Annotated in this window: 15 protein-coding genes; 6 read left to right on the top strand and 9 right to left on the bottom strand. The window is 38.3% G+C overall.

Annotated elements, in window-relative coordinates; all coding sequences use genetic code 11:
* Window positions 1–187: 187 nt before the first annotated feature.
* Both STA7437_RS03270 and rppA read right to left on the bottom strand, forming a co-directional pair.
* Entirely contained in the window at window positions 188–1,435 is a 1,248-nt protein-coding gene (locus STA7437_RS03270; protein ID WP_015191945.1) for a sensor histidine kinase, read from the bottom strand.
* Window positions 1,436–1,606: 171 nt separating this feature from the next.
* Window positions 1,607–2,296, bottom strand: a complete 690-nt coding sequence (gene rppA, locus STA7437_RS03265) for a two-component system response regulator RppA (RefSeq protein WP_015191944.1) — start codon at window positions 2,294–2,296, stop codon at window positions 1,607–1,609.
* A 301-nt stretch (window positions 2,297–2,597) separates the two neighbouring features.
* On the opposite strand from rppA, the gene STA7437_RS03260 reads away from it, so the two are divergent.
* Complete coding sequence (locus tag STA7437_RS03260; RefSeq protein WP_015191943.1) at window positions 2,598–2,987, top strand: hypothetical protein; 390 nt, start codon at window positions 2,598–2,600, stop codon at window positions 2,985–2,987.
* On the opposite strand, the gene STA7437_RS03255 is transcribed toward STA7437_RS03260, so the two are convergent.
* From STA7437_RS03255 to STA7437_RS03235, 6 genes are all read right to left on the bottom strand, one after another.
* Window positions 2,984–4,357: a hypothetical protein gene (locus STA7437_RS03255; RefSeq protein ID WP_015191942.1), complete on the bottom strand. Its 1,374-nt coding sequence runs from the start codon at window positions 4,355–4,357 to the stop codon at window positions 2,984–2,986. The two genes, STA7437_RS03260 and STA7437_RS03255, sit on opposite strands and share 4 nt — an antisense overlap.
* A gap of 78 nt (window positions 4,358–4,435) precedes the next feature.
* A complete protein-coding gene (locus tag STA7437_RS03250; RefSeq protein WP_015191941.1) occupies window positions 4,436–5,809 on the bottom strand; it encodes a glycoside hydrolase 100 family protein in 1,374 nt (457 codons plus the stop codon).
* A 39-nt stretch (window positions 5,810–5,848) separates the two neighbouring features.
* Entirely contained in the window at window positions 5,849–6,016 is a 168-nt protein-coding gene (locus tag STA7437_RS26440) for a hypothetical protein (protein ID WP_015191940.1), read from the bottom strand.
* Window positions 6,017–6,033: 17 nt separating this feature from the next.
* Complete coding sequence (locus STA7437_RS03245) at window positions 6,034–7,371, bottom strand: ferredoxin reductase family protein (RefSeq protein ID WP_015191939.1); 1,338 nt, start codon at window positions 7,369–7,371, stop codon at window positions 6,034–6,036.
* A gap of 8 nt (window positions 7,372–7,379) precedes the next feature.
* Entirely contained in the window at window positions 7,380–8,021 is a 642-nt protein-coding gene (locus STA7437_RS03240; protein WP_015191938.1) for an SAM-dependent methyltransferase, read from the bottom strand.
* Between the two features lie 24 nt (window positions 8,022–8,045).
* Window positions 8,046–9,389: an APC family permease gene (locus tag STA7437_RS03235; RefSeq protein WP_015191937.1), complete on the bottom strand. Its 1,344-nt coding sequence runs from the start codon at window positions 9,387–9,389 to the stop codon at window positions 8,046–8,048.
* A 260-nt stretch (window positions 9,390–9,649) separates the two neighbouring features.
* Between STA7437_RS03235 and STA7437_RS03230 the strand changes: the two genes are divergently transcribed.
* The 5 genes from STA7437_RS03230 (at window position 9,650) to STA7437_RS03210 (ending at window position 13,446) form a co-directional block, all read left to right on the top strand.
* Complete coding sequence (locus tag STA7437_RS03230) at window positions 9,650–10,441, top strand: glutaredoxin family protein (RefSeq protein ID WP_015191936.1); 792 nt, start codon at window positions 9,650–9,652, stop codon at window positions 10,439–10,441.
* Between the two features lie 99 nt (window positions 10,442–10,540).
* The gene (locus STA7437_RS03225) at window positions 10,541–10,966 is read left to right on the top strand and encodes a heavy metal-responsive transcriptional regulator (protein ID WP_015191935.1); all 426 of its coding nucleotides are present in this window, start codon (window positions 10,541–10,543) and stop codon (window positions 10,964–10,966) included.
* Window positions 10,967–11,122: 156 nt separating this feature from the next.
* On the top strand, window positions 11,123–11,365 hold the full coding sequence (locus tag STA7437_RS03220; RefSeq protein ID WP_015191934.1) for a hypothetical protein: 243 nt from the start codon (window positions 11,123–11,125) through the stop codon (window positions 11,363–11,365).
* A 16-nt stretch (window positions 11,366–11,381) separates the two neighbouring features.
* Entirely contained in the window at window positions 11,382–12,605 is a 1,224-nt protein-coding gene (locus STA7437_RS03215; protein ID WP_015191933.1) for a hypothetical protein, read from the top strand.
* A gap of 22 nt (window positions 12,606–12,627) precedes the next feature.
* Complete coding sequence (locus STA7437_RS03210) at window positions 12,628–13,446, top strand: transporter (RefSeq protein WP_015191932.1); 819 nt, start codon at window positions 12,628–12,630, stop codon at window positions 13,444–13,446.
* A 229-nt stretch (window positions 13,447–13,675) separates the two neighbouring features.
* On the opposite strand, the gene STA7437_RS03205 is transcribed toward STA7437_RS03210, so the two are convergent.
* Window positions 13,676–13,972 carry an MSMEG_0570 family nitrogen starvation response protein gene (locus tag STA7437_RS03205; protein ID WP_015191931.1) on the bottom strand — a complete coding sequence of 99 codons (297 nt, stop codon included), beginning with the start codon at window positions 13,970–13,972 and terminating at the stop codon, window positions 13,676–13,678.
* Window positions 13,973–13,981: the final 9 nt, after the last annotated feature.

The raw sequence follows: 13,981 nt of genomic DNA, 5'->3' as shown, positions 1-13,981 counted from the left end.
TCAGTATCGAACAAATGTATCTTCATAGAGCGTGAGAACTGTTATACGTTGCTATTGAATTCTTGAAGCAGATAAATAATGCCTGCTTTAAGCAGGCATGAAAAACGTCTATGACCGAAAGGCACTAAAAACTCTTTATCTGAACTAAAGTTTAATGATTAAATGTGACGAAAAAATGACAGTGGCATCAAAGAGGCAATTGAATTGTAAAAGTACTTCCCTGCTTAAGTTTTGAAGAAACAGTAATTTTACCGCCGTGAGCTTCAATGATTTGCTTGACGATCGCAAGTCCTAAACCAAAACCACCAGTATTACGCGATCGCTCGCTATCAACTCGATAAAATCGCTCAAAAATGTGCGCTAAATCTGCTTCGGGAATGCCAATCCCACTATCTTCTACTATGATCAAAGCCTGACGCGAACGGGTAAACAAACGTAACTGAACTTTGCCTCCTGCGGGAGTGTATTTATAGGCGTTAGTAAGCAGATTCTTCACTGCTTGAGATAAAAGGTTTGGCTCGGCTGATAATGTGACTGGTTGAGTAGGCAAATCAAAGGTAAAAATTAAACTCTTTTCTTTTGCTTGAGTTTGATATTCTTCGGCTATAGTGTTGAGCAAATCGGTTAAATCGATCTCTGGTAAAGATTCAGCAGCTAATCCTCCTTCATGGCGCGCCAAAAATAGCAAATTACTAACCAGATGACTTACAGACTCAACTAATTTAGTAATTTTTTCCAAACGAAGAAGTTGTTGCGAACCATCTTTGACAGGAGTAATTAGTCCAACTTGAGCATTGGTTAAAATAGCTGCTAAAGGTGCGCGTAGTTCGTGAGAAGCATCGGCTGTAAAACGCTGAAGTTGCTCATAAGCTTGACGAATTGGACGCATTGCTATTCCTGCTAAGATCCAGCCAGTAATACCGATCAGACCCAAAGAAATCGGTACAGCGATCGCCAAAACTAACCGTAATTGAGTTAAGTTATTTTGAGCCGAGGTTAAAGGTGTACCAACTTGAAGATAGCCAATCAATAGTCCTTTTTGATAGACGGGTAGGGTAAGTTGTCGAATCCAAGGAGTTTCGTTTCTAATCGTTTCCAAGCCAGGTTGTGTGGTCAACTTTTCAAAGCCAGGAGTACCAAAAAATCGCATCAGTTGCTTTTTAGGACTGTACCAACGAGCGTAGATCAGTTCGGTATTTAGCAGTCGTGTATTATTTCCCAACAAAGGAACATTTTCTAAATCGATTGTTTTGGTTCTGAATTCATATTTTAGGTTAGTTGCAATTACCCTAGTTTTTTTGTAGAGCAAGCGGTCTAGTTTTTCTAGCTCATCTACCGCTTCTAAATAATACAGTACTCCAGCAAAAAGGACGAAAATAGTTCCCATTGAGAAAGTGAACCAACGAGCCAAATTGCGACGACTACGGTAAAACATTCAACTTCTAATTTGGTAAGTCCATTACATAATTATTGACACACTTGTAATCTTGATATTTCTCGTTTCCTGTTTCCTTTTTGAACAATTCAATTTTGCACAATTACTTAAGCTTAATCCACTTAAAAGTTAAAAATTTCTCCCCATCTCCCCATTGATCTTGTACAAAAATCAAACAGCACTACCTTGTGAAGGGGGATTGAGACGGTAACCCATACCGTAAACAGTTTCGATCCAGTCTTCTGCATTAACTAGTTTTAAACGCTGTCTTAGCCTCCGCACGGCTGCGGTTATAGCATTACTTTCTGGTTCTTCACCCCACTCCCACAAATACTCTTCAATTTGGTTTCGAGTCAGAACTTGATAGGGATGACGCAAAAAATACTCTAGTAACTGAAATTCACGAGGCGATAACGAGACGGTAGTAGCTTGTCGTTCTAGATTTAAGGTAGTCATATTCAACTGAAGATCTGCCACTTGAAGACGATCTCCTTGCCACACAGGCGATCGCCTTGATAAAGCTCTTACTCTAGCTAAAAGTTCAATGATATTAACAGGTTTAACCAAATAATCATCTGCACCCGCATCTAAACCCGTTACTTTGTCGTTAATAGTATCTTTAGCCGTCAACATTAAAATTGGAGTAGTTTTACCAGAATTGCGATATTGTTGACAAAGTTCTAAACCACTAACTTTCGGCAGCATCCAATCTAAAATCAGTAAATCATACTCTTTTTGAAACATTAGCCAATGGGCTATTTCTCCATCTTCGATACCATCTACCCAATAACCAAATTCTGACAAAGCGGTTTGCATTGGTTCTAATTGTTCGAGGTCGTCTTCTACTAATAAAATCTTCATAAGAAAACAAGGCTAAAAAATTAGCTTTAAGTCTAATGATGTTATAAAAATTGTCTTCTTGATGCATCCGCCTTGGGTTTGATTTTATCGAACAAAATTCACGCTTATGATTAAAAAAAAGCTTAGTATTAAAGTTTCCTTTTCAGGGAGCTAATCTGTTTTTTTCTATTTTCTTTCTAAAATCAATTTGACTAGCTTATTTTTAGATGTAGAACAAACAATTTTAAATAATTAAGCAATTATCAATTTATTAATTAAAAAATCAACTAGCTCTTTATCAAATATCCAATTATTTCAGGTTATGTTTCCACCTCGCTGGTTTGCAAAAATTTCTAGTCTCAGTATAGATTTTTGGCTTTGTCTACCTTTATTATCCGTTGCTTTCTGGATTGGTGGTGAACTTATTTCTAATCAAGTTTTAAGTCGTCCTTTTAATGTGGTTTCTGAATTAGAAGCTAACAAAAAAACACAAATCAACTTAACAGTTACCGTACAATTTATTCAGGTATTGATTGATAAAAATCGAGGATTGGCTCAAGTTGAAGTAAAAACTAGCGATTCCGAACTGAAAAGACTGGAATTTATCTTTCCCATCGCAAATTTTGAGCAAGTAGAAGCTTTGATTGCTAAAGAACTAGGTTTATCTCAAGCAGATGTAAGAAGTTTAACTCGTTATCAAATTAAATATTAAATTAGTTGATGTAGTTGGTCTGCTTCTTCAAGAATTCTTTCTATTCCCCCTTCTGCTAGAGTTTTAACGTAATTAAATTTGATTTCTTCTAGCATATCTACAAGTAACTCTTCAATTTCTTGAAGGTTGTGTTTTTTTTGTAATTCTGTTTCCAAAACCTCGCGGAAGTTAGTAACTAAACGCTTAGTTAATTCTGTAGTAGTAGGATTTTCCATTGCTTCAATGGCATTTTGACAAGCTGCTTGAGATAAATTTTGGGCTAATTGTTCGGTGAAACGAGTTGGCAGATCACCTAAACCAGGAATATTTTGTAACTGTTCGTAGATAGGTAATTGAATCAAAGTATTTTCCAAACTGTGATGCAGTAAAGCCTTAAGATCGGGTTGAATTTGTGGTAAAACATCATGAATACTAATATTGACTAACCGACCAGCGATCGCTTTAGCTTCATTTCTATTATTAAGTTGAATATAGGGACGACGTGTTTCAGGATGAAATAACCAGTTTGAAACATCACCTCGTTTAATTGCATCTTGCATTTGATCTATTACTTGAATACCAACAATTTCTGTTAGTTCCCCTGCAAAACTAATGGCAAAGTCATAATTAATTTGTTTCTGTAAAGGTTTTAAGTTCAACCAACCTACTTGATAAAGACGGATAGTTACAGGAATAATTCTTAACCAACGAATGAAGGGAAAGATTAAAAAAAGGTCATACCAACGTCTTAAAATAGCTCCTAACCAGGTTAAATCAGGTTTACGACGACTGAGAAAATAAGTTCGAGCAAAAATCTCACCAACAAAAAAACTAATAAATGGTAAATCAATCAGCCAAAAGTAATCGACCAAACCACCAAATCTACCAATTTCTCGATAATAATTAGTGGCAATTAATGGTCGAATTTCTTGATTAAAAAACTCAATTTCTGCTTGCCAACCAAAACGATTGAAATAATCAGAACTCCAAAAAGTAGTAAAAGCATCTCGACTAGAGTTTTCTCCTACTCGATTTCGGATTCTACTTTTAATCGTTTCCAAAGTATTACCTGGATTGACTCCCTCAAAAGGATTTTCATCAATCATACGGTAGCTGAGAATTTGTAATTCTAAAAAACTTGCTTCAACTTGAGCAGAAGATAATTCTGTTTGTTCTAGTTGCTCTTCTAACTGATTGACTTGGGCTAGATAATTTTGAGTTTCTGGATGAGGTGTAATGCCTTTAATCGGATCGTATAGATTAACTAAACTAGGAATAACTTGCCAGTAAAAGCTACGGGCAGGAATGTAAGATAAATTAAACAAAACCAAGCCTAAATTAACTAAGGCAATGAGCGCAGCGATTTTTTGCCAGCGTGGTTGTGATGACATGAAAAGTATTAGTGTTAGTGTAAAGTTAATTCGATAGTGGAAAGAATAGGGAATATACAAATAATTCTGCTTCGGTACTTAATATGATTGGCAGTCAAAACTAATTAATTTTAAGTAGTCAGGATTAGCGATTAACTGCTGTGCTACCAACAAACCCGCAAAAGTCCAAGTTTGATTTTTTCTCGCTTCTTTACCAATTAAGCGACCGTTTTTGCCATCATAGTATTCTGGCCATCCATCCTGAGCTAAACGATGCTGAGCCAGTTCCAAGGCTTTATCAGCAAGTTCTGTGCGTCCAGTTTTTTGTGCTGCTGCTACCAACAACCAAAGTAGGACAGGCCAATTACCACCATTGTGATAAGACCAGGGTATATTTTTGAGATCTGCTCCTGTTACTATTTGCCATTCTTGTCCTTCTAAAGCAGGAAAACAGATTTTCATTGGCATATTACCAACTAAGTCTTGCCAACGTTGTTCGATCAGATTCATGATACATTGAGATTCATACTCGCTAGCCAAAGAAGTAACAATTGCCAACAAGTTACCTAAAGCAAAAAAACGAAAATCCATTCGTCCAGGACCAAGATTGCCTGCTAAATAACCTCCGTTTTCTGGCAACCATTCAGTCAACCAGCTAGGAATCGAACCAGGATAAATATTGAAGCGGTTGGCTACTTCGTGACCAAACTCATCTTCTTTAAAGCGATAGATTTCGTTTAAACGTTGAAGATCGAGCCAATAATATTCGCGTACATGATAAGTAAGAGTTTCTAAACGACGATTGATGTCCTTAAGACAAGGTTGATTTGATTTTTCAGGTAACAACAATTCTATAGCTGCTCGTAACGCAGCATAAAACAAGACCTGAATTTCCAAGGGATGTTCGTAAACTCCCAAACGACGGTCAATCATAAATGCACCATCAGGAACTAACATGGTTGGGTACATGGCAAACCGATGCGCCAAACACATTTCGAGAATTAATCTAATTCCTTCTTGAAAATCGCTTTGTTGAGCTAGTGATACATCCCCTGTCGCTTTGACATAAGCTCTTAGCAGCAAAATCCACCATAAACAAGAATCAACAGGAGGAACTCTTGCGATCGCACTTTCACCAAAATCAGCAGTGAGATATTCTTGACCATCTTTGGTTTCTACTTTAAAACTAGCAGGCATCAATCCTGGACCTGGTTTGAACGAGTCCATTTGTGGTTCGTGACTCTGGAGAGTTAAAGTTTCTTGCAAAAAATTGTGGACAATTTCTGTATCGCCCGCAATCAAAAAGGCTAAGGCAGAAGGAACAAAATCTCGAATAAAGCACTGGTCATAATTCAGTTCTTCCATCGAAGAATCCTGAGCAGCTACAGTACCAATAGGACGACCTTGATAATAAACAATCGAATTTTTTAGTTGTTGCCAGGCATCCTGACACAAATCATTTTTAAACAACATCTTCTTGTACTAAATAGTTAATTGTTAATTGTTAACTGATCACTGATCACTGCTTACTTCTCCTTGTAATTTTTCTTTAGAATGAAACGAGCCTAAAGTTTCTGGTTGGGAAATGTCGCGGTTTTGTAACCAGGCAAATAAGGCAGCCGTACTGACTAGGGTAAAGGTAATAATTCCTACTATTTGAAGCATAATGCTGTAGCGCATAAATCTCCGTTGTTGAATTAAACTAAATTAAAATGTTCCATGTGAACGTTGGTCACAGGGACGTCCAGACTATGTAAATCACTTTCCACTTGATCCATCATCACTGGAGCAGCACAAATGAAATAGTGACGGCTACCACGATGAATAGGAATGTATTTCTCAAGCAATTCTCGATTGACGTAACCAGTTTCTCCAGTCCAGTCTTCTGGTGGTTCTCGTAAAACGTGAATGATAGTAAGGTCGATTTTATCCTTCAAAGCTTCTAATTCTTCACGAAAAGTGATGTCTTCCCATCTTTTACTGGCATAAATCAATAAAAAGGAACGATCATCTTGACGTTCGGCAGCAGTAACCAACATACTCATCATCGGCGTAATCCCAATTCCACCAGCAATGAGAACAAATCCAGCCGAATCCCAATAACGGTCAGTCGTGAATACACCGTAAGGACCATCCAAGTAAGCTTTTGTACCTGGTTTGACATCTTTGATGTGATTAGTAAAATCTCCCAAAGCTTTGATACTAAATTCTAGACGTTCGGGATTGACTGCACTAGAAGACATGGAAAAGGGATGTTCACGCATCCGAAACGGAGAAATAGCTAAAGTAATCCAAGCAAATTGACCTGGTTGAAAATGCATTCCCTCATGTCCTCGCGATCGCAGTGCCAATGTCCAGACATCACCTCGTTGAGGAATTACTTCTTCTACTAAATAAGCCTTTTTGACCATGAACCAGGGTTTAATTACACGGACATAAATTAGTAGTAACAAAGCAATTATAGCGATCGCGCTCCAAAGAATCGTTTTCCAGAAAAAGCTTAGGTAGTAACTGACTCCCAAAGCATGAGCCAAACCCAAAGTGACTGCGGTAACGGCTAAAATCCCGTGAGAAGTGCGCCAGAATTCGTAGGGAATGTTGAAACGTTTGCGCCAAACTGAGGTAACAACTAAGATAATTAGTGCCAAAGTAGCAATGACAGCGTATCTAGCACGCCAAGGTGCTTGGGGAAAGTTTAATAATTGTAGTGTCTCAGGTTCGGTAACAAATAAAATTAGAGGATGAATCAGAATCAGACAAAAAGCTACTAAAGAAATATAGCGATGAAACTGAAGAATGATATCAACTCCATAAGAAGCTTCAATGCGATTAATTCGGGCTGTTAATGCGAACTGAAGAGCCATCATCGCCAAGCCGATAAAACCTAAAGCCACCGAAAACTCAACCCAAAATCCTCTTCCTTCTGGAGGGAAATAGAACAGAAGTACAAGCAGTGGTAAAAGAGTGATAACAATATAAATTGCAATCCAGAAGGCTGCCACTGCTACAGGACTACTCATTAACAAACGTTTCATAGCTGTTATTAGGTAAGATTTTCAGGAATTTCTTCGGGAACAACCCAGTAATAAATGGTATGTTGCCTAGCTCCACTTTGTACTCTAATTACTTGTTCTGGTTGCCATTCTCCCATATCAAAGTCGTGAGAAACAACTCGTGTACCTGGTTGAAGTTCTCGCAGTAATTTAGAACGAAGTTCGAGGTTAACATCTGGTAGTAAATAAAGAGTGACTACTGTAGCATCACTTAAATCTGTCTGGAATAAATCTTGTTGCAAAAACTCCACTTGATCGTCAACACCTGCTGCTTCTGCGTTTTCTCGACTACGTTGTACTAGTTCTGGATTGATCTCTACACCAGTCCCACGAGTTCCATATTTCTGCGCTGCGGTAATGGGAATTCGACCATCTCCACTACCAAGATCATAAAGAACATCATCACCCGATACATTTGCCAATTCCAGCATTTGATTAACAACGTTTTCAGGTGTAGGTACGTAAGGTACGTCAGGTACATTGGTACTCGGTCGGTTTTGGACTGGGGTTGAAGGTGGTTGAGTTTGAGGAGAAGTCTCGCTAAAGTTGCGTTCTTGAGTACATCCAACTACAACTAAACTACTAAGACTGAGACTCGTAAGTAAAAATCCAATTTTTCTACTTAAATTCATGATATTTTCCTTTTGATTTTAAATTCAAGTTTTCTGCCGACGTGACCATAGCAACAGCGGAATCCCAGCAATTACTACTGCTACGCCGACAAGTGCGCCAATGCCTGTGTAAACTAGACTCGAATAAAGTAAGTAGGCGCAGATCAAACAAAAAAGAATCGGTGTTAAAGGATAAAATGGGACTTGAAAAGGTTTTGGTACTTCTGGTTCTTTGAATCGCAACACCAATAAAGACAAACTTGTCAGAAGAAAAAAGAACCAAAAAGCTGGGGCAGTGTAATCTACCATTGTTTCAAAACCCCTGCGTGTCAGTGTCCCCAACAAAACTAAAAAAAGTGCAATTCCTGACTGAATCAATAAAGCAGGTGGTGGTGATTGAGTCTTACGATGCCAATGTCCAAGCCAACTCAACACCGCAAAATCTTTTCCTAAAGCATAGTTAGTTCTAGCACCAGTAAAAATCGTGGCATTGATCGCACCCAAAGTACAAATAGCAATTAATAAACTGATTAACCAAGCACCTGGTGTGCCAACTGCACGACTCATTAGCTGAGTGGCTACTGCTTCGGAAACTGCCATTGTTTCTAATCCCAATCCTTGTACGTATGCCAAATTAATCGCCAAATAAATCGCGGTAATGACACCAATACTCCACAAAAGCGATCGCACCATATTCCGCTTAAGATTTTCTAATTCGGCAGAGATATATACGGCTTCATTCCAGCCACCATAGGATAACAGAACAAAAATCATTGCCATGCCTAGATTTTGGGAAAATTCAGGCTCAGTTTGCTCTACAGAAGTAGCAGGCGCAGCAAATAGTAAACCAACTATGACAACTAATAACAATCCTAATACTTTAGCTGCGGTTAACCAATTTTGAGTCCATTTTCCTTGGCGAATGCCGATCAGATTTAAAATGGTCAAAATGCCAATGGCAAGAGCAGCGTAAACAGAAGCAGAATAGTCACCAAGACGAAATAACTGGGAAGCATAATCACCAAACACAAACGCCAACAGAGTAAGCGAACCAGTTTGAATTACTGTCATGCGTCCCCAGGCAAAGAGAAAAGCGGTTGGTTTACCAAAGGCACGTTTGAGATAATAATAATTGCCTCCTGGATGAGGATAGGTTGTTGCTAATTCTGCATAACAAATCGCACCAATTAACGACATTGCTCCTCCCAACACCCAAGTCAACAGCAAAAGCTCTTTACTCCCGGTGTTGGCAGCAACCAGAGCAGGTGTCTCAAAAATACCAGCACCAATGACAACTCCAACAATAAGAGCTACAACATCAACAAAATTCAATGCTGACTTAGATTTGGTTGAGAACAGAGTTGACTTAGATAATTGTTTGCTTTTCACTTTTACTCTGCATAAACTATAGGTGCGTTTAGCGCAATATCAGGAAACGATCGCGTAATAATTGATAGCTTAATCGCTTTAAAATCCTGCTATTTCAAAGTGTTGAAAACTAATATGACCAGAAAATGACAATTGCAGAGAAGAAAAAACGTCAGTAATTAATTTCAAAAACCAAACAATAGGCACTTGACTTTCTAGTTAACTGTAGAGTCTAAACTTAATTTAACTCCAATCTAAACAACATTGAATAGTCAAATAGTATGAATAGTGCCACTTTAGAAAAAGTAAGAGTATATCGGATGTCTACCCCAGAACACGAATGTCCTTGGGGATTAAAAGCAGTTAATTTGCTAAGAGAAAAAGGAATCGAATTTGAAGATCATAAACTAAAATCGCAAGAAGAAACCGAAGCTTTTAAAGCCAAATACAAGGTACAAACTACACCGCAGATTTTCTTTGGTGAGGAAAGAATTGGCGGTTATACCGATCTAGCGGAAAAGCTGGATGTGGAAGCAGAAGGTGCAGAATATTCTTATACTCCCGTGATTGCCATCTTCTCTACCGCGGGGTTGATGGCTTTGGCTACTACAATGGGGCTTACGGGATTTATGGGTTTTTCTCTGTCTCTACTGGCTTCACTTAAGCTAATGGATATTGAATCTTTTGCCGAAAGTTTTACCAAATACGACCTTATCACTAAAAGAATTAAACCCTATGCCAAAATATATCCTTTTGCAGAATTGGCGATAGGATTGGGTTTTCTCTCGGGTATCGCCCCATTAGCTACAGGAATAACTTCTCTATTTATTGGTATTAGTGGTGGCATATCGGTATTTAAAGCCGTTTATATTGACAAGCTAGCCCTCAACTGTGCCTGTGTTGGGGGAAATTCTAAAGCACCTTTAGGAATTGTCAGCTTTACCGAGAATGCGATTATGACAATTATGGGCGCAGCACTTATTTTTTCTGCGACTACAGGAGAAGCTGAATCGGTAAAAATAAAAGAAGCCGAACCCAACGCGATCGTTCAGTTGCAAGATGCAAGTAGATAGAGAAATACAACCTATATTCTGGACTATCCCTACCTTGACTCTCTAGTATACTAGAGAGTCTAAACTTAAGGAGTAGCGAGAATAAGTGGCAAAGTAATTATGAATCAAATAAATTTTTTAAAAATTGGTGAATTAGCCAAACAAACAGGTATTGCAGTGGGAACTTTGCGTTATTACAGCGATTTAGGGCTTTTACTCCCTTCCTTACGGGGAGACAATGGTTATCGCTATTACAGTCAAGATGCCAGTTCTCAAGTAAAATTCATTAAAAAAGCTCAGGCTTTGGGATTTACTTTAGAAGAAATCAAACAATTTCTTGATGTTAGAGATCGCGGAGAACAACCTTGCAGTCTGGTAAAAAGCTTACTGAATCAGAAGATCGAGCAATTAGAAATTCAGATTAAGCAGATGACTTTATTTAAAGCCGAATTGGAAGAGTATCGAACTGCTTGGACAAATAATCCCTATCCCGAATCTAATTCTCAAGAAGTCTGTCCTTTAATTTCCAGTGTGTCTTTACATTAGACTTTTGACGGCTACATACAATCTTGAAGCAAGTTAGAAGAAAGAAAATTGTAGATTTTAATTTCTCATCCAATTAATCGCATCAAATTTCATTCTGATTTCATTTTTTAGAACTATCAATAAATAGATATATGAACTCTTGGAGGTGATTTATTTATGAAAAATAAACGAACCGCATCGATTTTTGTTTTAGGAATAGCAATTACTCTACAGATCGCATCTATGTCTGCTGCCCAAGTACAAAATAATGATCAACAACAACAAACTACTACTAATAACCAGCCCTCTAATCAACAGCATACAACTAAGTGTCATAGTCCACATCGCCAACCTTCGACAACTAATTCGGCAAATCAGCAAAACCATCAATGTAATACTCAAAATCAATCTCAAAAATAGCCTGTTTATTTTGGATATGTTTAATAATCTAGTTTCAAAAATTACCGCTAGTACGGTCATGTTCTCTTTCATCGCTATAGGATTACCACCAGCGATCGCTCAATCAGAACATCATCATCAGATGACAACAGAAGAAGTAAAAGAATTACCTCCTGTGCCACAAAATTTACCAAAATGGATGAATAATAAAGACAAAAACCATATTTATCGCAAACGTGGTAAATATAATGATGATATCTATAACGTTCGTCCTCTTGCTTTAGATTTAAACGCAGTGGCTGTCGGTCATGCTTTTGCTTATGAGGATTTGATTACAGGGAAAGCTGATCAATTGGAAACCAAAACTTTTGAGAAGATCAATCAAGTTTTAAAAAATCCTCCCCGTTTTATGCCCGATGAAGCCAATATTTCTCCTACCTTTGGACGCAAGTATGGAGTATTAGAACAAGTATTTGAATGGGCGCATATTCTTCATGCCCAAACAGTAGACGTGCTGGCAAGTACGGAACTAACTGAAGCAGAAAAAGAAGCGGAGATTGAAGCTTTGTATCAGTTTTATCTCGATAACGTACCCTATGCCATTACTGGGTTACCAATGAATATGGGTTATCTTGATTCCCAGCCCTACTCGAAAGCCTTTCGCGACAAATATCCCAAAGTTAATGGATTGTTTTGGGGCTACCACTGGTTACAGGGTTCGATGTATGACTTACTCTATGGCAAAACTTTAGAGGAACAACAACAAGCTTACGAGCAAATGGGTAAACAGTATCACGAAGTAGAACTTTATCGTACAGATCGCCCTTTTATGCCCATGTTTGCAGAGGTTAGCCCCCGTTTTGCTGCCCGTTTCCCCAAAATTGCCAATACCTTTGACAACCTTCATATGCTGCACGACATGGTGAACGATGCCTTAGCTTCGGAATGGATGAGCGAGAAACAGCAAGAAGAACAAATTCAACGAGCAATTTGGTTAGTAATGGCTTCCAATCACGAAGGAATGGAAGCAGGAAAAACCTACGGTGATGACAAGCTACACGACCACCGTTTTATGGCGGGAATGCCAGGAATGGGCTGGATGGGAGATATTGAAGGATACGAGCATCTTAATCATAGGCAAAACAATCCCCACATCATGCACCAACAAATGAACCAGGAGAATAATTCTGAGATAGATCGCAGAGAAAATAATCCCAACATGAGCGAGCCAGAAGAAGACCATACCAAGCATAACCATTAGTTATTAAAACAATCTAACCTAAATGCAAAGATTACAATTTTATTCCCTAGCCAAGCTAGGTGCGATCGCTTTGCTGCTACCTTCGGTAGTCGCTTTTACTTTAATTTATAGCGATCGCGCTATGGCATCAGATCATAATAATCTTGATGCGAATCGTCCCCTCAATTTTGATGACGCTGAATCAATTGGTTTTCGTGAACAAGCTCTAGATTTAGGTGCAGCATTAATTATTCCTGAAGGAAAATCTGTTGGGGGTGAATTTGAAATCGAATATCTTTATGGTTTTGCACCTAACACACATTTCAATATTGGCATAGATCCCAGTATTGAATCAGATAATGACGAGACAGAATTTAATATCGGGGATTTATCTATAGGAGTACTGCATAACTTCAATCGCGAATATAATAATACTCCAGCTTTTGCCCTACGGGGTGATGTGGCTTTTCCTACAGGGAATGATTCTGAGGGGGTAGATTTTCGCCTCAGAGGTATTGCTAGTAAAACCGTCGGACAATCCAACCGCTTACACCTCAACTTAGATGCTAATTTTGCTACTGCTACTGAAGATGAAGAAAGATCTTTTGTGCCTGGGGTAATCTTGGGTTATTCTCGACCCATAGGCTATCCCAAAACCTTTACCCGTACTTTTTTAGCTGAAGTGGGAGTAAAAGCTAGTGAAGAGGAAAATGACGGTGCAGTAGTCTCTTTAGGCGTAGGTATGCGTCAACAAATTGGTTATCAAAGTGTTCTTGATTTGGGGATACAGGGAGATATTGCAGGAGAATCAGGTGATTCCAATGAGTTACGTTTAGTAGCTGGTTATTCTTTTGCCTTTTAAACTTAGCTCTCGAGTCCCATCGTGTAGCGTGCCGACAAAGCTAATTTTGAAAAAAATATTGCTGTGGTAAAAAAACGACTACCGAACGTAGCAGCAAAGCGGTCGCTTCAAATATTATACCAATTCTCAAAAGTACTTGGAGATTTAGTTGAGACGAATTCTTGACGTTATTTCAGGTTTGTTATTGATCTAGCAATTTTTGATAAACGGTATCAGCTGCTAATTTCAACTAATTTTGAGCTTCCTGAAATTGTAAAAAACGTACTTTTGGGTTATCAAGATTTTTGTATTGAGCAGCTTGAGTCTTAATATCCTGAAATTGTCCCCAGGCTCTACTACAAGAAAATCCATAAGCTTCAAAAAAGCGATCGCTTGCTGTTTGTAATGCTGTTTCTGACCTATTCAAAAAATCTTCTAAGTCATATTCTTCTCCAGGAGTAAAATATTTTTTTACTACTAAAGAAGGAGAATAACAAGTTTGTCGAGAACCATCGGGCCATTCAATTAGAAACTTTATTTCTGGCATATTTAATCA

It is taken from the genome of Stanieria cyanosphaera PCC 7437 (assembly GCF_000317575.1).
GTDB classification, from domain to species: Bacteria; Cyanobacteriota; Cyanobacteriia; order Cyanobacteriales; family Xenococcaceae; genus Stanieria; species Stanieria cyanosphaera.
This window is presented reverse-complemented; position numbering and strand designations above follow the sequence as displayed.